Annotated in this window: 18 protein-coding genes and 1 pseudogene; 10 read left to right on the forward strand and 9 right to left on the reverse strand. The window is 65.2% G+C overall.

The annotated features are described in order from the left end of the window. The first annotated feature begins 2 nt into the window (after nucleotides 1–2). Nucleotides 3–1307, forward strand: coding sequence for a TAXI family TRAP transporter solute-binding subunit (locus tag HY019_RS09485; RefSeq protein WP_290691129.1), 1305 nt, complete (start codon nucleotides 3–5; stop codon nucleotides 1305–1307). Nucleotides 1308–1333: 26 nt separating this feature from the next. Here HY019_RS09485 and HY019_RS09490 read toward each other — a convergent pair whose 3' ends face one another. Continuing rightward, a complete protein-coding gene (locus HY019_RS09490) occupies nucleotides 1334–1621 on the reverse strand; it encodes a hypothetical protein (protein WP_290691134.1) in 288 nt (95 codons plus the stop codon). Nucleotides 1622–1764: 143 nt separating this feature from the next. On the opposite strand from HY019_RS09490, the gene HY019_RS09495 reads away from it, so the two are divergent. After that, nucleotides 1765–2697 carry a LysR family transcriptional regulator gene (locus HY019_RS09495; protein ID WP_290691139.1) on the forward strand — a complete coding sequence of 311 codons (933 nt, stop codon included), beginning with the start codon at nucleotides 1765–1767 and terminating at the stop codon, nucleotides 2695–2697. Between the two features lie 11 nt (nucleotides 2698–2708). Here HY019_RS09495 and HY019_RS09500 read toward each other — a convergent pair whose 3' ends face one another. Continuing rightward, a complete protein-coding gene (locus HY019_RS09500) occupies nucleotides 2709–3065 on the reverse strand; it encodes a DUF1304 domain-containing protein (protein ID WP_290691141.1) in 357 nt (118 codons plus the stop codon). 160 nt (nucleotides 3066–3225) lie between these two features. Between HY019_RS09500 and HY019_RS09505 the strand changes: the two genes are divergently transcribed. From HY019_RS09505 to HY019_RS09540, 8 genes are all read left to right on the forward strand, one after another. Then, entirely contained in the window at nucleotides 3226–6378 is a 3153-nt protein-coding gene (locus HY019_RS09505) for a response regulator (RefSeq protein ID WP_290691150.1), read from the forward strand. Nucleotides 6379–6394: 16 nt separating this feature from the next. Next, nucleotides 6395–7018: a response regulator gene (locus HY019_RS09510; RefSeq protein ID WP_290691151.1), complete on the forward strand. Its 624-nt coding sequence runs from the start codon at nucleotides 6395–6397 to the stop codon at nucleotides 7016–7018. Nucleotides 7019–7432: 414 nt separating this feature from the next. Further along, complete coding sequence (locus HY019_RS09515) at nucleotides 7433–8407, forward strand: methyl-accepting chemotaxis protein (protein WP_290691154.1); 975 nt, start codon at nucleotides 7433–7435, stop codon at nucleotides 8405–8407. Between the two features lie 22 nt (nucleotides 8408–8429). Continuing rightward, nucleotides 8430–8729, forward strand: coding sequence for an STAS domain-containing protein (locus HY019_RS09520; RefSeq protein WP_290691157.1), 300 nt, complete (start codon nucleotides 8430–8432; stop codon nucleotides 8727–8729). Continuing rightward, on the forward strand, nucleotides 8726–10978 hold the full coding sequence (locus tag HY019_RS09525; protein ID WP_290691160.1) for a chemotaxis protein CheA: 2253 nt from the start codon (nucleotides 8726–8728) through the stop codon (nucleotides 10976–10978). Before HY019_RS09520 ends, HY019_RS09525 begins: the two co-directional genes overlap by 4 nt. Nucleotides 10979–11032: 54 nt before the next feature. Further along, nucleotides 11033–12727, forward strand: a complete 1695-nt coding sequence (locus tag HY019_RS09530; RefSeq protein WP_290691164.1) for a methyl-accepting chemotaxis protein — start codon at nucleotides 11033–11035, stop codon at nucleotides 12725–12727. Between the two features lie 3 nt (nucleotides 12728–12730). Next, the gene (locus tag HY019_RS09535; RefSeq protein WP_290691167.1) at nucleotides 12731–13267 is read left to right on the forward strand and encodes a chemotaxis protein CheW; all 537 of its coding nucleotides are present in this window, start codon (nucleotides 12731–12733) and stop codon (nucleotides 13265–13267) included. A gap of 8 nt (nucleotides 13268–13275) precedes the next feature. After that, a complete protein-coding gene (locus tag HY019_RS09540; RefSeq protein ID WP_290691170.1) occupies nucleotides 13276–14076 on the forward strand; it encodes a protein-glutamate O-methyltransferase CheR in 801 nt (266 codons plus the stop codon). Between the two features lie 33 nt (nucleotides 14077–14109). On the opposite strand, the gene HY019_RS09545 is transcribed toward HY019_RS09540, so the two are convergent. From HY019_RS09545 to nirD, 7 genes and pseudogenes are all read right to left on the reverse strand, one after another. Then, the gene (locus HY019_RS09545) at nucleotides 14110–15786 is read right to left on the reverse strand and encodes an alkaline phosphatase D family protein (protein WP_290691176.1); all 1677 of its coding nucleotides are present in this window, start codon (nucleotides 15784–15786) and stop codon (nucleotides 14110–14112) included. A gap of 154 nt (nucleotides 15787–15940) precedes the next feature. Continuing rightward, nucleotides 15941–16531, reverse strand: a complete 591-nt coding sequence (locus tag HY019_RS09550; protein WP_290691179.1) for a M35 family metallo-endopeptidase — start codon at nucleotides 16529–16531, stop codon at nucleotides 15941–15943. A gap of 113 nt (nucleotides 16532–16644) precedes the next feature. After that, nucleotides 16645–17373, reverse strand: a complete 729-nt coding sequence (locus HY019_RS21530; protein WP_363302624.1) for a protein kinase — start codon at nucleotides 17371–17373, stop codon at nucleotides 16645–16647. 298 nt (nucleotides 17374–17671) lie between these two features. After that, a pseudogene (locus HY019_RS21535) lies at nucleotides 17672–18220 on the reverse strand (protein phosphatase 2C domain-containing protein); the annotation flags it as partial. 37 nt (nucleotides 18221–18257) lie between these two features. Next, nucleotides 18258–19070 carry a formate/nitrite transporter family protein gene (locus HY019_RS09560; RefSeq protein ID WP_290691181.1) on the reverse strand — a complete coding sequence of 271 codons (813 nt, stop codon included), beginning with the start codon at nucleotides 19068–19070 and terminating at the stop codon, nucleotides 18258–18260. A gap of 167 nt (nucleotides 19071–19237) precedes the next feature. After that, a complete protein-coding gene (locus tag HY019_RS09565) occupies nucleotides 19238–20524 on the reverse strand; it encodes a nitrate- and nitrite sensing domain-containing protein (protein WP_290691184.1) in 1287 nt (428 codons plus the stop codon). 73 nt (nucleotides 20525–20597) lie between these two features. Continuing rightward, nucleotides 20598–20945 (reverse strand): nitrite reductase small subunit NirD, encoded by a 348-nt coding sequence (nirD, locus tag HY019_RS09570; protein ID WP_290691186.1) that lies wholly within the window; start codon nucleotides 20943–20945, stop codon nucleotides 20598–20600. Nucleotides 20946–20990 lie beyond the last annotated feature (45 nt).

Consider the following 20990-nt stretch of genomic DNA (forward strand, 5'->3'; position numbering starts at 1 on the left):
ACATGGCTCGATGGAACTGGTCCCGCTGGACCTCGCTGGATTTCTGGGTGACCTTCATTGGCGCCCTGGCCATGGTGGCCGGCGCCTTCTGGGTGGCCAGCCACTTCATCGCGCCCGCGCCACCCAGCCGCATCGTGATGACGGTGGGGCAGGAGGGCGGGGCGTATGAAAGCCTGGCCAAGGACATGCAGACGGCGCTGGCTCAAAACGGCATCAAGCTGGAGTTGCGCACGACCCACGGCGCGCAGGAGGACCTGCGCCTGCTCAATGACCCCCAGTCCGGCGTGACGCTGGCGGTGGTGCAGGGCGGGGTGGCCACCGAGGCCGACGGCGTTGACCTCATGAGCCTGGCCTCGCTGTACCGCGAGCCCGTGTGGGTGTTCTATCGCCAGGGCTTGAAGTTGGATCGGCTCAGCGCACTCAAGGGGCGCTCGCTGTCCATCGGCCCAAAGGGCAGCGGTGTGCACACCTTGGCCGAGCAATTGCTCCAGGCCAACGGCGTGGATGCGCACAACACGCGCCTGGCCGAGTGGCCCTCCGAAGAGGCCGCGCAAAAGCTGATCAACAAGCAGCTGGACGCCATCATGGTGGTGGGCGCGCCCGAGTCCAACCTGGTGGGCAAGCTCATGCGTGAGCCAGGACTGCGTTTGATGGACTTCGCGCAGGCCCAGGCGTATTCACGCCAGTTCCCCTTCCTGGCCGACATCGTGTTGCCCATGGGCAGCTTCGATCTGGCGCGCAACATCCCGGACCACGACGTCAAGCTCATTGCGCCCACGGCCAACCTGGTGGTGCGTGACGACATTCACCCTGCGCTGATCGACCTGCTGATGGCCGTGGCCACGGACCTGACCGGGGACGCCAGCATGTTGCACCACGAGGGCGAGTTCCCCTCGCCAAAAGGGGTCGACATTCCCTTGAGTGACGACGCGGCCCGCTACATGAAGAACGGGCCGTCGTTCCTGCATCGTTACCTGCCCTTCTGGATCGCCGTGTGGGCAGACCGCTTGATCGTGTTGCTGATCCCGCTGGTGGCGGTGCTCCTGCCAGTGATGCGTCTGGCACCCTCGGTGTACTCATGGCGGATCAAGTCGCGTATCTACCGCTGGTATGGTCGCCTCAAGCAACTGGAGTACGAGCTGGACCTGGAGGGCAGCCAGTTGAACAAGGCCGAGGCCATGGGCCGGCTCGATGACATCGAGCGCGGCGTCAGCCACATCCGCACGCCGCTGGCGTTTTCAGAGAACCTGTACAACCTGCGCTCGCACATCGAGCTGGTGCGTCACCGCTTGAGCAAGATGGCCTGAGCGCAGGTGCGGCGTGGGCTTGCCGCTCAGTGCGCCGCCACTTGAACAGCGGCTTCGGGCTTGGCGCGCTTGAAGGCGCTGGTTTCAGCGATCTGGAACTCATGGCCGTATTCCAGCTCGCCGGCCTGGCGGGCACGCAGGAACTCGGCGCGGGTCTTCTCGCGAGTGGCGTCGGCCGGTGCAGCCTGGCTGGTGGTGGCATTACCGGTGGCACTGGTGCGCTGCTCGGCCTTGTCGGCAGCCAGAGCCGAGGTCGACAGGGTAGCGGCCAGAATGCTGGCGGCGGCAAGGATGGTGGTGTTCAGGGTGGTCATGATCGGGTCCTTTCGGTTGCGGATCTGTTGCGGATGGGTTCACTGTAAGAACCGCGAACAGAAAGAAAAACCCCCTTCACGCGAATGCATTGTTCTTGAAACGAGAATAATGACCAGGGCCTCAGCCCGATTCAGGAGCACCGATGGATCGCATCCAGGCCATGAACGTTTTTTGCCGCGTGGTGGATTGCCAGGGCTTTGCCGCCGCCGCCCGCGAGCTGGACCTGTCCCCCTCGGTGGTCACCCGGCTGATCAACGAGCTGGAAGCGCACCTGGGTGTGCGCCTGCTCAACCGCACCACCCGCACGCTGGTGCTGACCGCGGCCGGCGAGCGTTATCTGGAGAAAGCCCGCAAGCTGCTGCGCGACCTGGACGACATCGAAGGCGAGGCCACCTCGGCCACGACCGACCCCTCCGGGCGCCTGAAGGTGCAGGTGCCGCCGGCCTTTGCTGCCCACCAGCTGGCCCGCGTGCTGCCTGCCTTTCTGGCGCGCTTTCCGCGCATCAGCATCGAGCTGGTGGCGCCCAATGTGGCCGAGAGCATCGACGACAGCTTTGACCTGTGCATCGTGGTGTCGACCTCGGGGCAACTCGATGGCCAGTTCGTGGCCCGCCGCCTGACCTGCTCGCACATCATCGCCTGCGCCGCTCCGGGGTTTCTGGACCTGCACGGTCGCCCCGACCATCCGGGCGACTACACGGCCTTGAGCCTGGTGCACCCCGGTTATGTCCACGAGATGACCTTCAAGCCCGAGCGCGAGGCCCTGCGCGCCACACCGCATGGCGCGGTGACCGTGGTGCCGGCGCCGGCCGTGATGCTGAGCTCGCACATCGACACCCTGTATGCCGCCGCGCTGGCCGGCCTGGGGGCCTCGGGCTTCCCGTCTTACGTGGTGGACGAGGCCTTGAAGCAAGGCCGTCTGGAGCGGGTGCTGCCGGGCTGGTCCCTGTCGGTGCTGCACCTGTTTGCCACCTACCCCAGCCGCCGCTACATGCCCATGCGCACGCGGGTGTTCCTGGACTTTCTGATCGAGACCTTTGGCGGCGAAGAGAAGGACCCCTGGCTGGGGCTGTGACGCGGGTGGCTTCAGCTCAGCCAGACCAGCGCCAGACCAATTGCCGCGGGCAGGGCCTGCACGAACAGGATCTTGCGGCTGGCCGTGGCGGCGCCATACACGCCGGCCACCAGCACACAGCCCAGGAAGAACACCTTGATGTGGTTGCCCGGGGCACCCAGCCACAAGCCCCACACCAGGCCGGCAGCCAGAAAGCCGTTGTACAGCCCTTGATTGGCGGCCAGCACCTTGGAGGCCTGGGCCTGCTCCAGCTTCTGCCCGAAGGCCTTGAGGCCGGCAGGTTTGGTCCACAGGAACATCTCCAGCACCAGGAAGTAGACGTGCAGCAGCGCAACCAGGGCGACCACGATGTTGACGGCGATGTTCATGAAGCGGGGCTCCCGGCGGCGTGAAAGGTCTTGAGTTTACGTGGCGGCGCCACATTGACATGCGCGCCACAGCAGGGAAAAGCCCATCTGCTTGCTATGGACATCCTCCGCTGCGTGCGGTTCAATCTTTGCCTGACCACGGCGCTTTGATGCGCACACCATGAAATTTCGCCAACTGTCCATTGCGCTGTTCCTGATTGCCGGTCTGGTGACGGTGGTGACCGTCTTCCTGTCCACGTTTGCCGCCGTGGTCTTTCACAACGAGCGGGATCAGCGCTGGGTGCAGTTGCACAACACACTGACCGCCAATGTGGACCAGCAAGCCGCCGGCCTGGCCCTGCCTGTGTGGAACATGGACGAGACCAATATCCTGGCCATCCTGCAGTCCGGGATGATCGACCGCGAGGTGTACGCCATCGTCGTGAGCACCTCGGAAAAGCCATATGGCACGGTCCGCGATGCCAACTGGCACGCCAGCAGCCTCAAGGGGCCGGTGACCGACCAGGGTCTGCTGGTCGAAGAGCGCGTCATCTACCATGGCAAGGAGCCTCTGGGTGCGGTCAAGGTCTATGTGTCCGGGCGCTTTCTTCAAGAGGATCTGGAGCAGCGCCGCTCGACCATCATCGCGTTCATCGTGGCACTGGACATCACGCTGGTGGTCGCGCTGACCGTGATGCTGTGGTTTGCCATGATCCAGCCCATCAAGCGCTTGCAGGCTTATGCCGGCTCGATTGGCATGGGCCGGCAGGTGGCACGTGAGCCGGGCAATTTCTGGTTCTTTGGCGAGCTCTATGCCCTCAAGCGGTCCATCCACGACATGACCGTGATGCTGGAGCACCGCTTTGAGGCCCTGCAGTCCAGCGAGAACCGGCTGAAGTTGGCCACGCGTGCCGCCAGCATCGGCGTGTGGGACTGGGACATCGACCAGGACAAGCTGGTCTGGGACGACGAGATGCACAGCCTCTTCGATGTCGCCAAAGAGCATTTCTCTGGCAAGCTGGAAGACTGGCGCAAGACCCTCACGCCTGAAGATGCCGAGCGCATGACGCTGGAGCTGCAAGCGGTCATCCGGGGTGAGCACGATCTGGCCACCGAGTTCAGGATCGTCAGGGCCGATGGTGAAACCCGTGTCATCAAGGCCGAGTCCATCTCGGTGCGCGACCATGTCGGGCGTGTGGTTCGGCTGGTGGGCATCAACCTGGACATCACCGAAAGCAGGATGGCCAAGGAGCGGGTGCAGCGCCTCAATGCCGAGCTGGAGGACCGCGTCAAGGAGCGCACCGCCCAGCTGGAGCAGGCCAACACCGATCTGGCCAAGGCGCGTGACCAGGCCGAGCAGGCGACGCGGGCCAAGAGCGAGTTCCTGGCCAATATGAGCCATGAGATCCGCACCCCCATGAACGCCATCCTGGGCCTGACGCGGCTGACCTTGCGCACGGACCTGAGCAAGAAGCAAAAGGACTACCTGCAAAACGTGATGGTGTCTGCCGGCTCCTTGCTGGGCATCATCGATGACATCCTGGACTTCTCGAAGATCGAGGCCGGCAAGCTGGAGATGGAGTCCAGGCCCTTTGCCCTGCAAGAGGTGCTCGACAAGGTGAGCACCGTCACCGCCTTGAAGGCCCACGAAAAAGGCCTGGACTTCCTCATCGATCTGGAGCCCAGCCTGCCCACCACCCTGATCGGCGACCCACTGCGCCTGGGCCAGGTCTTGATCAACCTGTGCAACAACGCCGTCAAGTTCACCAGCCATGGCGAGGTGGCCGTGCTGATCCGCCAGGCAGGCCCGGTGGACCAGGGGCGCTTGACCTTGCGTTTTTCGGTGCTGGACACCGGCATCGGCATGACCGAGGAGCAGCAGGCCAAGCTGTTCACCCCCTTCACGCAAGTGGACGCCTCCACCACCCGCCTGTACGGTGGCACCGGGCTGGGCCTGGCCATCTCCAAACAGATCGTTGCCTTGATGCAGGGCGAGATCGCGGTGAGCAGTTTGCACAGGGCCGGTACCCGCTTTGACTTCACCGCCGCCTTCGGTGTGGCGGAGGCCAAGGCCGACCCGCTGGTCAGCGAGGATGCCCTGCGCCAACTGCGCGTGCTGGTCATCGACGACAGCCAGCGATCGCGCGACATCTGCAAGGCGCTGCTGAGCAGCCTGGGCTGCATCCCCACCGTGGCCGAATCCGGCGTGGCCGGCTTGACCAGGCTGAAACAGGCGGCGCCGGGCGAGGCGTATGACGTGGTGCTGCTGGATGCCAATCTGCCCGAGATCGACAGCTATGAGCTGGTGTCCCTGATCCGCAATCGGCCGGCCCCCGTGCCGGAGGTGATCCTGATCGCGTCCTTCCTGGATGAGGACGTCACCCGCCGGATGGCGACGTTGGGCGTGCGTTGTGGCCTGGTCCGCCCGATCGGGCTGCGTGCGCTGCACGATGTCCTGCTGGAGGCGCGTCACATGCCCGCGCTGGCCCCGGACAGGCAAGACGAGTACCGGTCGGCGGCGAGCTCGGCCCCGGCATTGCTTCGCGGGCGCAGCGTGCTGCTGGTGGAAGACAACACCATCAACCAGATCGTGGCCACTGACTTGCTGCGCGATGAAGCGGGCATGCAGGTGACGATTGCCGAAGATGGCGTGCAAGCGCTGCACCTGCTGTTCTCGCAGTCGTTCGACCTCGTGCTGATGGACATCCAGATGCCGGGCATGGACGGCCTGGAGGCCACACGCCGCATCCGCCAGGACCCCAGGCACACCAAGCTGCCTGTCATCGCCATGACGGCCCACGCCCTGACCAGTGACCGGGCGGCTTGCCTGGCGGCCGGCATGAACGACTGCGTGGTCAAACCCTTCGAGCCACAGGTGCTGTTCAATGTGCTGGCCAGGTGGCTGCATGAGGACCAGGGCATGGCCGAGTCGGGCCTCCCCGGCATGGGCTCGGGCGAGCCTGCGCCACCTGAGAGGGGCATCAACTTTGACGTGGGCATGCGCCGCTGCATGGGCAAGGCCGAGCTGTACCAGCGCATTGCCACCCGCTTTCTGGGCTCCCGGCGCGAGGACGTGCGCCACATCCGCGAGGCGCTGGCGGGCGGCAACCCCCATGTGGCCGTGGACATCGCGCACCAGCTGATCTCGTCGGCGGGCACGATCGGCGCGGAATCCCTCTCCCACACGGCCCGCACGCTGCAAACGGCCATCACGCAGGACGACTTGTCAGCCCTGCTGGATCTCGTAGCATCGCTGGACGAACAATTGCAGGAAGTCCTGTCCGAACTGCAGGCCTATCTGGCCGATGTCAGTGACGCGGGGCAATCCGCATGACCCCACAAGCCACGCCATGACGGACAAGACCCGCTCCTACTCCACCACCGCCGTGGCCCAGCGCCTGGGCATCTCGACGCAGACCGTGCAGCGCTGGGTCGACACCGGCCAGTTGAAGGCCTGGAAGACCCTGGGGGGCCACCGGCGCATCGAGGCCGAAGGGGCCGAGCTGCTGTTTCGGCTGCATGGCCTGGCCGTGCCCGATGCGGACGCGCCAGGCGAGACGCCGCGCCAGGACCAGAGCGAGGCCTTGTCCATCCTGATCGTGGACGACAACCCCGATGACCGGGACATCCTGGCGCACCTGGTGATCGAGGCCTTTCCGGCGGCCTCGGTGGCCGCGGCCACCAATGGGTTTCACGGCCTGATCGCGGTGGGGCGCATGGCGCCCGACGTGCTGATCACCGATTTGCTGATGCCCCATATGAACGGTTTTGAAATGCTGCGGCAATTACAGACCGGGTGCGCGGTGAAACCCCGCTATACCCTGGCCGTGTCCAGCAATACCTTGCAGGATTTGGCCACCAAAGGCACCTTGCCCTCCGGGGTGGCCTTCATGGGCAAACCCTTTGAGCCCGCCGCGTTCATTGACGCATTTCGCCAGGGCGTGCGCGCCGCTTTGAGCGCCCAGCCCGCCTGAGCCACCCGCCCGGGCCACCCGCCCGGGCCACCAGGCTGCGCCACCCGGCGCCCCACCTCCACCTGCCTCACTTGCTCTGATTACTGCCCTGGCCAGGGCGGCAAGTGTGCGGTTTTGCCCGAAACCGGCAACAGCCCGGCGTTTCCAAGGCAATTTTCGGTTAACAAATTGTGTGTTTTGACGATGATGCAGGCATGAGCAACCCCCAGGCGCCCGGGGAGTTCATTGACTGTTCAGACAGGATCGTCCATGACACAGATGCAATGGCCTACACCGTCTCTCCTCCATATTGGATGGGGGGCGCTCTGTATTGGCCTGACCAGTTTCTGGCCCAGTTTGACCTGGGTATGGGTCCTGATATTTGTCATCACGGCGTTGGTTTTATTTCGGTGGTGGCCGCACCGCCCGGCCAATATGGCCTCATCCCATTCCACAGTCGCCGCACAGGCCGATTCACTTGAGCCTTTGTGCCGCGCGGTGGTGCCGGTCTGGCACCGCCAGGTTTCTTTTGCCAGCACGCTGCTGACCCAGGCCATGGACGCGCTCACGCAGCGCTTTGCCGGTATGTCCGGCCGCTTGTGCCAGACGGTAGACAAGGCCGGGCACGGCACCGAAGCCGGCTTGCTGGGTGCCCTGGGCGAAGCCCAGACCCAATTGCTCACCCTGGTCGAGGACCTGCGCCGCGCGCTGGATTCACGCGGGCACCTGCTGGGTGAGGTGGTGGCCGTCACCCAGTTCGTCGGCCAGTTGCAGGAGATGGCCTCCGAGGTGGGCGCCATCGCCCGCCAGACCAATCTCTTGTCGCTCAACGCCGCCATCGAAGCCGCCCGTGCGGGTGAAAGCGGGCGCGGTTTTGCCGTGGTGGCCAAGGAGGTGCGCTATCTGTCCACCCAGTCGGCCCAGACGGGCGAGCGCATCGAGAAGGTGATCGGGCAAGTCAGCGCGGCCATCCGCAAGGCCAAGACGAGCCTGGACACCTTCACCGAAGAAGACACCGCCCTGATGGCCCGCGCCAGCCAGTCGATCGAGGATGTGGTCTCCCGCATCCACACGACCGCCACCAATGTGGTGGCCGACTCCCAGGCCTTGCTGAGCGAAGGCATGGCCATGCGCGACGAGATCAACGAGGTGCTGGTGGCCGTGCAGTCGCAGGACCGCATCAGCCAGATGCTGATGCACACCGCCGTGAACATGGACCACCTGGCCTGCGGCCTGGATGCGCCGGGTGATGGCCAGGCACCCGCCTGGGATGCCGATGCCTGGCTGGCCTCGCTGCGTCAGACCTACACCACACCGGAAGAAGAGGCCGCTCACGAAGGCCGGCCCCTTGCATCCGTCGTGATCGCCGCGCGGCACAGCGCGGTGGAAGACAACACCACCTTCTTCTGACGGCCGGAAAGGGCATCGCACCATGAGCATCACCCTCACGCTGGACGGCGAGCTGACCGTGTTCACCGCCGAAGCCCTTAAACAGCGCCTGTTGTCGGCCTTGAGCGGGGATGCCGAACTGCTGGTGGACGCCAGCGCGGTTGCCGAGGTCGATGGGGCGGGCGTGCAGCTGCTGCTGGCGGCGCAGAAGGCAGCCGCCGAGCTGGGTGGTGGCTTGACCTTGCAATCGGCCACGCCGCCCTTGATCGAGGCCCTGACCCTGACGGATCTGCTCGGTGAGTTCCGCCTCACCGCGCCCACTCACACACAGGAGCATGCATGAGCCATTCGATGGACGAAGCCTTGCAGGCCTTCATCACGGAGAGCCTGGACCTGCTGGAGAAGATGGAAGCGGCCTTGCTCGAGATCGAGCAAAGGCCTGACGACGCCGAAACGCTGAACGCGGTCTTTCGGGCTGCGCACACCATCAAGGGCTCGGCCGGCATCTTTGGTTTGAACGACATCGTCGCGTTCACCCATGTGGCCGAGAACGTGCTGGACGAAGCCCGCAAAGGGCATGTGCGTTTTGACGCCCAGCTCTCCAGCCTCTTCCTGGCCGTGGGCGACCACATCCGCGAGCTCGTGCACCTGGTCGTGCACGGCCGCGCGCAGGATGCCGATGGCCAGGCCCGGGGCGATGCACTCGTTCAGCGCATGCAAGCCATCCTGGGCCGGGGCGGCAAGCCCGAACCCTCTGCTGAAGCCGTTTCCGAACCTGCCACGGCGTCAAGCGATGGGGCTGCGGTGCCCGCTGGCGGTGTGCACAGCGACAACTGGCACCTCTCCTTGCGCTTTGGCATCGACACCATCCGCGATGGTTTTGACCCCTTGAGCTTTGTGCGCTACCTGTGCACCCTGGGGCAGATCGACCAGATCATCACGGTCACCGACAGTGTGCCGGCGCTGTCCGATCTGGAGCCCGATGCCTGCCACCTGGGCTTCGAGATCAACCTGCGCACCGACGTGGACAAGGCCACCATCGAGGGCGCGTTCGATTTCATCCGCAATGACAGCCTGGTGCGCATCCTGCCGCCACACAGCAAGGTCAGCGAGTACACCGCGCTCATTGCGGCACTGCCCGAGCCCGACCTGCGCCTGGGCGAGATGCTGGTGCGTTGCGGCACCCTGACACAAGCCGAACTGGACGCCGCACTGGATGCGCAGACCGTGAGCGCCTGCGAGGGCAAACCCATGGTGGCGCTGGGCCAGTTGCTGGTCGACAACCAGCAGGTGCGCCCCGAGGTGGTGGACGCGGCCCTGGCCAGGCAGACGCAGCTGCGTGAAGGCCGCAGCCAGGGCGAGACCCATATGCTGCGCGTCGATGCCGCCAAGCTCGATCACCTGATCGACCTGGTGGGCGAGCTGATCATTGCCGGCGCCGGGGCCAACCTGATCGCCCGCAAGCACAAGATCAAGGACCTGATCCAGTCCACCTATGAAGTGGCCCGTCTGATGGAAGAGGTGCGTGACTCGGCCTTGAACCTGCGCATGGTCCAGATCGGTGGCACCTTCAACCGCTTCCAGCGTGTGGTGCGTGACGTCAGCCAGGAGCTGGGCAAGGACATCGCCTTGCAGATCACCGGCGCCGAGACCGAGCTGGACAAGACCGTGGTCGAGCAACTGGCCGACCCGCTCACCCACCTGGTGCGCAATGCCATGGACCATGGCATCGAATCCGCCGAGCGCCGCGCCACCGCGAACAAACCTGCGCAAGGCACCGTGGGCCTGCATGCCCGGCATGAAGCGGGGCAGGTGGTCATCGAGGTTACCGACGACGGTGGGGGCCTGGGCAAGGCGCGCATCCTGAGCAAGGCCATCGAGCGTGGCCTGGTGGCCCCTGATGCATCGCTCAGCGACAAGGACATCTTCAACCTGGTCTTCCAGCCTGGCTTCTCCACGGCAGAACAGATCAGCAAACTCTCGGGCCGAGGTGTGGGCATGGACGTGGTCAAGCGCTCGATCACGGCCCTGCGCGGCAGCATCGATCTGAGCAGCACCGAAGGCGTGGGCACCACCGTGTGCATCCGCCTGCCGCTGACGCTGGCCATCATCGATGGCTTCCTGATGGGCGTGGGCAAGTCGGCCTATGTGGTCCCGCTGAGCATGGTGGTCGAGTGCATCGAGATGTCGCGCCAGCAAGCCAGTGGCAAGGATTGGCTGGACTTGCGCGGCGAGGTGCTGCCCCTGGTGCGCCTGCGCGAGCTGTACGAGATCGACGGTGAACCAGGACGCCGCCAGAACGTGGTGGTGGTGCAAGGTGGTGGCAAGCGCGTGGGCCTGGTCGTCGACCAGCTCATGGGTGAGTTGCAGACCGTCATCAAACCGCTGGGCAAGGTCTTCCAGAACGTGCGCGGCGTGGGCGGTTTCACCATCCTGGGCACGGGTGCTGTCGCGCTGCTGCTGGATGTGCCCAATCTGGTGGCCCAGGTCACCGATGACTGCGAGGCGGGGTTCCTGCACAAACGCCTCTCGACCCTCCCCGGTCCCCCTAGCCTCACGTCACCCAGGCCCGCCTTGCTTGACGCGCTCTGATCCGCATTGCTGCTTTTTGCTTTCTCGCATGAACCTCAGGAAAGGTCTCTCACCATGAACCAGCTTTCTCTCAAAGCCAAACTGATCGGCTTGCTCTCGGTTGCCCTGTTGGCCCTGGCCATTGTGGGCGCGGTCGGTTGGAGCGGTCTGATCGCCACCTCCGGCTCCTTGTCTGAGGTTGGCAAGAATCGCTTGCCCTCTGTGTTGGGGCTGGAGATGATGAACGAGGCGCAGACCGCGATTGCCGCCGCCAACCGCCTGGTGGCCTTTTCTGAAAACGACTACCAGGCTCAAACCAAGTTCGCCGGCAGCGTGAAAGAAAAAGACGTCGTCTGGAAGCGTGCGGAAGATGGCTGGAAGATGTACGAGCCCCTGCCTCAAACGCCGGAAGAAGCCGTGCTGTGGACCCAGTTTGTCAAAGAGTGGAACGACTGGAAGGCGGCTGAGGGCAAGATCACCGAGACCATCGCGGCCTTGAGCACCAACACCGATGCACCGCGCCAGAAGGCCCTGTTTGTGGACTTCTACAAGCGATGCGCAGACAACGATCCCTTGTTTGCCAAAGCAGAGGCCACGCTGGACAAGATCGTGGACCTGAACGTGAAGGTCGGCAACGAAGCGGTGCAGGATGGTGACAAGCAGGTGGCCTCGTCCAAGACCTTGATGCTCGGCAGCGCGGCCGTGTTGCTGGTCGTCCTGGGCCTGATCGGTGCATGGATCACCCGCAGCATCCTGCGCCAGCTCGGTGGTGAGCCCGCTTATGTGAGCGAGATCGTGCGCAAGGTGGCCGCCGGTGACCTGACGGTTCAGGTCGATCTGGCATCGGGTGACACCACCAGCATGCTGGCCTCCGTCAAGGGCATGGCCGACAAGCTCTCCCACATCATTGGTGACGTGCGTACGGCCTCGGATGCCTTGTCTGCCGCTGCCGAGCAGGTGTCGGCCACGGCCCAGAGCATCAGCCAGGGCGCCAGCGAACAGGCCTCCAGCGTGGAGGAGACCTCGGCCTCGATCGAGCAGATGTCCAGCTCGGTGCAACAGAACGCCGACAACGCCAAGGTGACCGAGGGCATGTCGTCCAAGGCCGCCAAGGAGGCCGTCGAGGGTGGCCAGGCTGTCAAGGAAACCGTGCAGGCGATGAAGACCATTGCCGACAAGATCAGCATCGTCGATGACATCGCCTACCAGACCAACCTGCTGGCCTTGAACGCGGCGATCGAAGCGGCCCGTGCCGGTGAGCATGGCAAGGGCTTTGCCGTGGTGGCCGACGAGGTGCGCAAGCTGGCCGAGCGCAGCCAGGAAGCTGCACAGGAAATCGGTGAAGTGGCCAAGAACAGCGTGTCCCTGGCCGAGCATGCAGGCGGCCTGCTGGACGCCATCGTGCCCTCCATCTCCAAGACCTCCGATCTGGTCCAGGAGATCGCCTCGGCGTCCGACGAGCAGTCCAGCGGCATCTGGCAGATCAACACCGCGGTGACCCAGCTTTCGCAGCTGACGCAGGAGAACTCCAGCGCATCGGAAGAGCTGGCCGCCACCGCCGAGGAAATGAGCGGCCAGGCCGAGCAGCTGCAGGAGCTGATGAGCTTCTTCACCACCGCAGGCAGCAACCAGCAGGCCGTGGCCGCCTCCAGCGTCATCGCCCGCGCCGCCCGAAGCAGCGCGTCACGCCAGGCCGTGGGCCGCGCCACACCACGCAAGCGTGAGGCCTCGCCCAGCCACGCATCAGAGTTCGTCAAGTTCGAGGAGTGAGCCATGAACACTGCTGTTGCGACAGTTGGCACGTCCGCCTCGGGCAAGGCCAATATGGTCAGCCAGTACCTGATCTTCAGCCTGGCCAATGAGCTGTTCGCCGTGGGCACGCTGCGGGTGCGCGAGATCATCGAGTACGGCAACGTCACCTCGGTGCCCATGATGCCGGGCTACATCCGCGGGGTCATCAACCTGCGTGGGGCGGTGGTGCCCGTCATCGACCTGAACGCCCGCTTTGGCCGCGCGCACACCGAGATCTCGCGGCGGACCTGCGTGGTGATCCTGGAGGTGCAGGCCGACAACGACACGCATGTGCTGGGCATCGTGGTGGACGCGGTCAGTGCCGTGCGTCAGATCGACAGCGCCGATGTCGAGCCCGCACCCAGCTTTGGCACGCGCATCCGCGCCGACTTCATCGATGGCATGGCCAAGGTCAAGGGCAACTTCGTGATCCTGCTGGATCTGGGCAAGGTGCTGTCCGTCGAAGAGATCGCCATGCTGGGTGAGGTCAGCCATGGCCCGGCACACCTGGAAAGCTGAGGCCCCCCATGCTGCCGGTTCTGTCAGACAAGGAGTTCCACGGGTTTCGGCAACTCATCTTCGATGAGGCCGGCATCCACATGAGCGATGTCAAGAAGCCGCTGGTCAGCGGGCGGCTGGCCAAGCGCCTGGCGCACCATGGTCTGAACTCGTATGGCGAGTACTTCAGGATCGTCTCGCAAGACGCCAAAGAGCGCCAGATGTCAGTCGACTTGCTGACGACCAATGAAACCTTCTTCTTTCGCGAGCCCAAGCACTTCGAGTTCCTGGCCGACACCATCGTGCCGGAGCTGGGCAGGCAGCAGCAGGTGCGGGTCTGGAGCGGGGCTTGCTCCAGCGGGGAAGAGCCCTACACCCTGGCCATGACGCTGGCCGATGCGCTGGGCCACTGGCGCTTCGAGATCCTGGCGTCCGACATCAGCACGCGTGTGCTGGAGACGGCCAGAAAAGGCATGTACCCGCTGGAAGACGCCGCCGACATCCCCAAGCCCTATCGCAACGCCTATTGCCTCAAGGGGATCGGGCGCCAGGAGGGCTGGATGCTGCTGGACAAGGCCATCCGCGACAGCATCCGCTTCGAGCAGATCAACCTGAACGCCACCTTGCCCGATGTCGGTGTGTTTGACGTGATCTTCCTGCGCAACGTGATGATCTACTTCTCGGTGGAGACCAAGCGCCAGGTGGTGTCCCGCTTGATGAGCAAGCTGCGGCCTGGTGGTTACTTCATCATCAGCCATTCGGAGAGCCTGCATGGCGTGACCGAGTCGCTGAAGATGGTCAAGCCCTCGATCTACCGCAAGCCGGCCTGATCACCGGGCCCTTGGGCCGGCTTCAGGTCAGGCTCAACCCATGCGTGGCTGCAGCGTCTTGCTGTAGACCGAGTCGCCGTGGATGTCGCGCAGGTCCACGGTGAGCTCGCTGCTTTGTGCATCGATGTTGATCTCACCGAAGAACTGCAGGCCTGACAGCGGCGACAGGTTGGCCTGGCCGGCAGGTGGGGCCTTGTAGAACGTGACCTGCGGGCCGAAGGTGCCATCCAGCGTGTTGGGGCCGAAGCTGCCGGCGTTGAGCGGGCCGGAGACGAACTCCCAGAAGGGATCGAAGTCCTGGAAGGTGGCCTTGTTCGGGTCGTAGTAGTGGGCTGCGCAGTAGTGCACGTCGGCGGTCAGCCACACGGTGTTGCGCACGCGCTGCTTCTTGAGGAAGCCCAACAGCTCGGCGAACTCCAGCTCGCGCCCGGCGGGGGCCCCGTTGTGGCCGTTGGCCACGGCCTCCCAGCGGTCCAGGCCTTGGGCCGTCTTGCCATCACCCACGTTCAGGCCGATGGGCATGTCGGCGGCGATCACTTTCCACACGGCGCGTGAGCTGGCCAGGCCCTGCTTGAGCCAGTCCAGCTGTTCGCGGCCCAGGAAGGCCGTGTCGGGGCCGGCTTGGGTCTGCAGGTTGGCGCTGTTGGGGCCGCGGTAGGCGCGCATGTCCAGCACGAACACCTCCAGCAGCGGGCCATAGCAGAACTTGCGGTACACGCGTTGCGACTCGCTGGCGTCGTGCGGGCGCATCGGCGCGTATTCCATGAAGGCGCGGGCACCACGCGCGGTCAGCAGGGGCACGTTCTTCTCGGTGTAGCGGGCATCGCCACTGAGGTCTTTCGAGTCCGACCAGTTGTTGCACACCTCGTGGTCATCCCACTGCCAGATCTGCGGCACCTCGGCATTGAAGCGGCGCAGGTTCTCGTCCAGCAGGTTGTAGCGGTAGCGGCCACGGAACTCGTCCAGGGTCTCGGCCACCTTGCTGACTTCGGGGGTGACGATGTTGGTCCACAACTGGCCACCTTCGGCCGTGACGCTTTCCTTGATGGGGCCGTCGGCATAGATGTTGTCGCCGCTGTGGATGAAGAAGTGCGGTGCGCGCTGGCGCATGGCTTCGTAGATCTTCATGCCGCCAAAGCTGGTGTTGATGCCCCAGCCCTGGCCGGCCGTGTCGCCACCCCATTGAAAGCGGATGTCCTGGCCGGCATGGCCACGGCCGCGGCCACCGGTGAGCCAGCTCAGATCAGAGGCAAAGCAGGGCAGGGTGGTGAAGCGCGTGGTGAGCGGCTCACTCAGGGCGCGGTCGTTGTGCAGGCTCTGGAAGCTGACGCGCACGAAGACCTCGCGGCCACCAGGCAGCCGGGTGAGGTCCTGGCGGGCGGTGAAGTCGGTGGTCTCCAGGGCGTAGGGCCCAACCACTTTGGTGGACTTCTTGAAGGACGCATCCAGGCTGTATTCGACCAGCATGCGCGCGGGGCGGTCCGCACGGCTCCACACCATCATGGCGTCACCCCGTGGGTCACCCAGTTGCAGGCCTTGTGCGGCCACTGGGCGCTCGGCGTCGGCGGTGATGATGGCTGGTGCGCTCTGGGTCTGCGCCCAGCCGGGCTTGAACAAGGCGGGCACGGCCACGCCAGCGGCGGCGGATGCCGTGGTGTTGAAAAGGAAGGCGCGGCGGGCGGCCTGTTGTTTGTCGTCTGGCTTGCTCATCTTGCTGCTGCTCCTGATGGCTGATGGCGGCGACCGGGCTTGGTCGATCAGGGCTTGAGCGTAGAGCGCTTGTGTGAACAGGGCTTGACGGTGCTGGGGCGGAACATAGGCCGCTTGGCGGGCACCTCAGGTGGCCCCGCCTTTGGCGGCCGCGTCAGCAATGCCTCAGGAAGAAACCGTAGTTTTCGGCGTTGCGCATGGCCTTGGCCGGCGTGGCCGCAAAGGCCAGGCAGTCGGCCTCGTCGTAGGAATAGTCCTCGGTGGCCAGCACCTTGTGGGTGACCTCGTGGTAGATGGTGGATGCGCGTTCCGCGTCGTTGCTGCCGAAGTACTCGTTGCCGATGTAGATGCGCATGCCCGAGCCGACGTGGCTGAGCAGGCCGCCCGTGCTGCCGCTGCCGAACTCGTCGCGGCGGTCGGTCGGGAACACATAGGCCAGTACCCCGTTCAGGTCTTCGGGGGCCTTGCCGGGCTTGATCAACTTGGGCTCGTAGAGCGATTTGTACTTCACCCGCAGCACGCCGCCCACGCGGTTGACAAAGGTGATCGTGCGGTTGGGGGCGTTGACCACGGTGTGCATGGCGCGCAGCCGCCGCGCAAGCACGTCGCGGTCTGCGGCGCCGAACCAGTCGGCCAGCGGTGCACCTTGGCTCAAGCTGCGTTCGGCCATGGTCAACATCTGTGCGTAGTCACCAGCCAGCGTGCCTTGCTGGAGGGCGGAAAAGCCTTCATAGAGCAGGTTCATGGGGCCTCCTTGCGGCATGCGGGGCATGCAGTTCAAGCCGGCCATTGTGGCGAGGGCGATCGCGCGCTCAAAGTGACTTTCGTCGGCTGTGCCGCCGGCGCGTCGACAAGGCCTCAGCGTCCCAGAACGCGCAGGCCCAGCAAGAGCAGCACGGCCAGCGCCAGCACGGCCGACAAGGCCTTCCAGAAGATCACGGGGTTGCGCTCGATCAGCGCGGGCGTGCGGTCCTGCTGGTACTGGGGCCCCGGTGTGTGCAGGTCATGCACGAACTCCGACAGGGCCTCCTGCCGTTTGGCCATCTGGGGATGCAGGGCCCGGCGCAGCACGGCATCGAGCCAGGGCGGCAGGTCGGGGCGGTGCGCCCTGAGCGAGGCATAACGCAGGCGATGCAGGTCACTGGGCGAGCGCAGCTGGGTCACCTGCAAGCCATAGGGCAGCTGGCCGGTGAGCAACTGGTAGGTGATCACGGCCAGCGAGAACAGCTCCGATTGCGGTGTGCCCACGCCACCCACGAAGTACTCCGGTGCGGTGTACTGCAGCGAGCCGAGGATGGCCTGGGGGCGGGCCTCGGCCGTGCCTTCGGTCAGGCCGGCCACGTGCGTGGAGGCCAGGTCGATGACCTTGATGGTGCCGTGCTGGTCCAGCATCAGGTTCTCGGGGCGCAGGTCCTGATGCAGCATCTCCTTGCGGTGAAAAGCCTGCAGGCCTTTGGCCACCTGCGCGACGATGCGCCGCACGCTGTCGATGTCGGGCCTGGGGTGGTCGGTCATCCGTCTTGAGCACCACCTGCTGCCCGCTGGCCTGGTCCACCGCCAGGTGCACATGGCTGCGCGAACTCGCATGCAGCTCGCGCACGATGGTGTAGCCCTCAAAGCTCATGCGTGGCTGCAAGGGTGGCGGCAGGCGCAGGCCTTCTCGCTGGGCCAGCCGCATCGAGGCCTGCTCGTCTGGCAGGGCATCAATGCGCACGATCTGCAGCGTGAGGTTGTCCTGGCTGCCCCGCTCCAGCGCGAGGGCGGTGAGCGAGGCCGCGGCCGCGTCAAAGTCCGTGGGGTGCCGCTGCAAGGCCGCGTGCACGGCAGCGGCATCGAGGTGCTCGTAGGCGCCGTCGGTGGCCAGCACATAGATGTCTCCCACTTCGGTGGGCCAGCAGTGGTAGTCGATGTCCACCGAGGGGCCGGCACCCAGGGCGCGGCCCAGGTAGGTCTCGGCCGACGACAGGCGCACGCGGTGGTCTTCGGTGAGTTGCTCCAGCGCCAGCGGGTGCAGCTTGTAGATGCGCGCATCCCCCACATGCAGCAGATGGGCCTCGCGCCCCTTGAGGATCAGGGCGCTGAAGGTGCAGACGTGGCCGCGCTCCTTGTCGAAACGGGCATCGCTCTTTTGGGTCTGGGCATGGAGCCAGGAGTTGGTGGCATCCAGCACACGCTGCGCGGCACGCCGCACCGGCCAGGCCTCCGAGGTGCAGTAGTAGTCGTCCAGGAAGCCGCGCACCGCAGCGGCGCTGGCCACCTGGCTGACCGCGCTGCTGCTGATGCCGTCTGCCAGGGCCAGGGCGATGCCTTTGGTGAGCAGGTGCGCGCCTTGTGGCACGGCCGCGCCATGGAAGTCCTGGTTGACGGCCTTGCGCCCGGCCTGCGAATGCTGGCCGAGCGTGACGCGCAGCGTCACCGGCTGTGGGGCGCTCATGAGCCCGTGTGCCTCGGTTGCCCGTGGTACCTGGTGATCAGGCGGCGACGCGCTTGGGTGCGGTCTTGTAATGCGTGGAGTACAGCGTGGCGCCCACAAAGGTCAGGCCGCCCACCACGTTGCCGATCACCGTGGGGATTTCGTTCCAGAGGAAGTAGTCCATCAGCGTGAAATGGCCACCCAGCATCAGGCCCGATGGGAAGAGGTACATGTTGACGATGGAGTGCTCGAAGCCCATGTAGAAGAACAACATGATGGGCATCCACATGCCGATGACCTTGCCCGAGACGGAGGTCGACATCATGGCGGCGACCACACCGGTCGACACCATCCAGTTGCACATCACGCCGCGGATGAACAGCGTCAACATGCCGGCGGCGCCGTGTGCGGCGTAGCCCACCGTGCGGCCTTCACCGATGGAGCCGATCTTCACGCCGATGGCATTGGGCGCCTCGGTGAAGCCGAAGGTGAAGATGATGGCCATGAACACGGCCACCGTGAGCGCACCGGCAAAGTTGCCCAGGAACACCAGCGACCAGTTGCGCATGACGCCGCCCCAGGTGGCGCCAGGGCGCTTGTCGAGCACGGCCAGCGGCACCACGGTGAAGACACCGGTCAGCAGGTCAAAGCCCAGCAGGTACAGCATGCAAAAGCCCACGGGGAACAAGACAGCCCCAAGCAGCGGGTTGCCCGTGTTCACGTTGACGCTGATGGCGAAGGCGGCCGACAGCGCCAGGATGGCGCCTGCCATGTAGGCACGGATGAGGGTGTCCCGTGTGGACATCAGCAGCTTGGATTCACCGGCATCGACCATCTTGGTCACGAACTCGGCAGGTGCGAGGTAAGCCATGCGGACTTCCTTTGAAAAGTGAGGATGGAAAAGCAAAACGGCGCCCCTTCCAGGCATCAGCTCAAAGCCGATGCTGGACGGGACGCCGTTATCCACGTATTCAAGATGTCAGGCCGTCATTAGCCTGACCAGCCCGTGGCATGCAGGTTTCGTGCCTGGGTGCGTGCTTACTTCTGGTGCGTGCTGGCCGGTGGCGCAAACGCGAAGTCGGGCAAGGCCAGGGTGGCCTCGGCCACGTCCAGCAACCTGCGGTTGTGGTCCATGGAGGCCTTTTGCAGCGCGCGGAAGGCGGCTTCTTCGGTGAGGCCCATGCGGGCCATCAGCGCGCCCTTGGCCCGCTCGATCACCTTGCGCTCATGCAAGGCGCGCCGCGCGGCCTCCAGTTCGGACTCCATGCTGGCCAGGCGTGTGGACTGGGCCTGCAGCAGGTCCACCAGGGAGGACACCGAGGGCTGATCGGGGGTGGCCAGGGCCGGTGCCGCGTCCGGTGCTTCATTGGTGTTGAAGAAGCGCGCGACCGCATGGCTGTGGGGGGGCGGGTTGTCCCGCAGCTGCCGCAACAGGCCTTCGGAGTCCTGCAGGTTGCGCTCGGCGGCCTCGATCTGCGTCTGGCAGGCCCGGCGCAGGCTTTGTACCAGCTCGACCTGCACCCGCCCCATCTCCGAGATGCGTTCGCTGGAGACGGCGAACCAGGTGTCGCTCAAAGCCGTGTCCAGCGGGGCGCCGGGCTTGGTGGTGCACAGGGTGCGGCGCAGGCGCTCCAGCTGGGCCACCGTGGGGCTGAGCTGGTGCTGTTGCCAGCGGGCGCGCAGCGCGGGTTCGGCGAACTCTTCGAACACGCGCAGGCTGCGCTCTTGTGCATCGATCAGGTGCACGACGCGTTGTTGTTCGGCTTCGTCATTGGCGCCCGATGCAAAGAGCTGGGCACCCACGGCGCGCTCCTGGCCCGCGGCCTCCTTGCCTTGCACCAGGTGCACAAAGGCCACCAGCAGGCGGGAGATGCCGGGGTGCAGGGCCGCATCGGCCACATGGAAGACCAACTCCACCAGGCCGGCAATCAGGCGGCTGAAGGCGGCCACGGCCTCGTGGGCGGTCGGGGTGCGCTGGTCGATCTGCGTGCGCAAATCGGCCAGGGCATCCAGGCCCAGCAGGGCCCAGGCCATCAGGGAGAGGGTGCGGGCCGAGGCGCCTTGCGCTGGCGCCAGTTGTTGCTCGAACAGCGTGCGCAGCGTCACCTCGATGGGGCGGGCCTTGTCCATGGCGGCCTGCCGCTCGGCCTGGAAGCGCTGCCCACCAGAGGCCAGGAAGATGCTGGTGGCGCCCCGCTCACGCTGCAGCGCGTGGATCAACTGGCCGATGACGTCTGCCAGCTCGACGCGCCCGGCCAGGTGGCGCACGGCCTCGATCTCCAGTTGCTTGGCACGCAGAACGAGGTGGGAGACAGACAAGGGCATGGCGGGGCATCGGGGTCAAAGGCACAGGTGTGCCATTGTCCCCAATTTGACTCGCCCCTGCGCATGCCGCTGATCAATTCAGCGCGACCAGCACCTGCCCGTTTTCGGCGCGCACCTCGTGCACGCTGACGTTGTAGTCCGGCGTTTCCAGGCACTCGCCGGTGAGCAGGTCAAAGTGGTGCTTGTACAGCGGCGAGGCCACCACCACGCGGTCACCCAGGCTGCCGATCAGGCCGCGCGACAGCACACTGGCGCCCGTCTTGGGGTCAAGGTTGTCGATGGCAAACAGCTTATTTTGCCCGATGCGAAAAACCGCGACGTGGCGGCCTTGCACCAGGGCACACACACCCGTGTTGGGCACGATGGCGTCCACGGGGCAGACCGGGACCCAGGCTTCGGCGGATTTCAGTACGGCGTTCATCTGGTGTTTCTTTCCTAGGCGTGATGACAGTGGGCTGCTTCAGTT

It is taken from the genome of Aquabacterium sp. (genome assembly GCF_016195855.1).
Taxonomy (GTDB): Bacteria; Pseudomonadota; Gammaproteobacteria; order Burkholderiales; family Burkholderiaceae_C; genus Aquabacterium.

Bases quoted from the DNA above. Each gene is read 5' to 3' on its own strand.
- HY019_RS09485 (WP_290691129.1), top strand. From the start codon at position 3: ATGGCTCGATGGAACTGGTCCCGCTGGACCTCGCTGGATTTCTGGGTG.
- HY019_RS09490 (WP_290691134.1), bottom strand. From the start codon at position 1,621: ATGACCACCCTGAACACCACCATCCTTGCCGCCGCCAGCATTCTGGCC.
- HY019_RS09495 (WP_290691139.1), top strand. From the start codon at position 1,765: ATGGATCGCATCCAGGCCATGAACGTTTTTTGCCGCGTGGTGGATTGC.
- HY019_RS09500 (WP_290691141.1), bottom strand. From the start codon at position 3,065: ATGAACATCGCCGTCAACATCGTGGTCGCCCTGGTTGCGCTGCTGCAC.
- HY019_RS09505 (WP_290691150.1), top strand. From the start codon at position 3,226: ATGAAATTTCGCCAACTGTCCATTGCGCTGTTCCTGATTGCCGGTCTG.
- HY019_RS09510 (WP_290691151.1), top strand. From the start codon at position 6,395: ATGACGGACAAGACCCGCTCCTACTCCACCACCGCCGTGGCCCAGCGC.
- HY019_RS09515 (WP_290691154.1), top strand. From the start codon at position 7,433: ATGGCCTCATCCCATTCCACAGTCGCCGCACAGGCCGATTCACTTGAG.
- HY019_RS09520 (WP_290691157.1), top strand. From the start codon at position 8,430: ATGAGCATCACCCTCACGCTGGACGGCGAGCTGACCGTGTTCACCGCC.
- HY019_RS09525 (WP_290691160.1), top strand. From the start codon at position 8,726: ATGAGCCATTCGATGGACGAAGCCTTGCAGGCCTTCATCACGGAGAGC.
- HY019_RS09530 (WP_290691164.1), top strand. From the start codon at position 11,033: ATGAACCAGCTTTCTCTCAAAGCCAAACTGATCGGCTTGCTCTCGGTT.
- HY019_RS09535 (WP_290691167.1), top strand. From the start codon at position 12,731: ATGAACACTGCTGTTGCGACAGTTGGCACGTCCGCCTCGGGCAAGGCC.
- HY019_RS09540 (WP_290691170.1), top strand. From the start codon at position 13,276: ATGCTGCCGGTTCTGTCAGACAAGGAGTTCCACGGGTTTCGGCAACTC.
- HY019_RS09545 (WP_290691176.1), bottom strand. From the start codon at position 15,786: ATGAGCAAGCCAGACGACAAACAACAGGCCGCCCGCCGCGCCTTCCTT.
- HY019_RS09550 (WP_290691179.1), bottom strand. From the start codon at position 16,531: ATGAACCTGCTCTATGAAGGCTTTTCCGCCCTCCAGCAAGGCACGCTG.
- HY019_RS21530 (WP_363302624.1), bottom strand. From the start codon at position 17,373: ATGCGAGTTCGCGCAGCCATGTGCACCTGGCGGTGGACCAGGCCAGCG.
- HY019_RS09560 (WP_290691181.1), bottom strand. From the start codon at position 19,070: ATGGCTTACCTCGCACCTGCCGAGTTCGTGACCAAGATGGTCGATGCC.
- HY019_RS09565 (WP_290691184.1), bottom strand. From the start codon at position 20,524: ATGCCCTTGTCTGTCTCCCACCTCGTTCTGCGTGCCAAGCAACTGGAG.
- nirD (WP_290691186.1), bottom strand. From the start codon at position 20,945: ATGAACGCCGTACTGAAATCCGCCGAAGCCTGGGTCCCGGTCTGCCCC.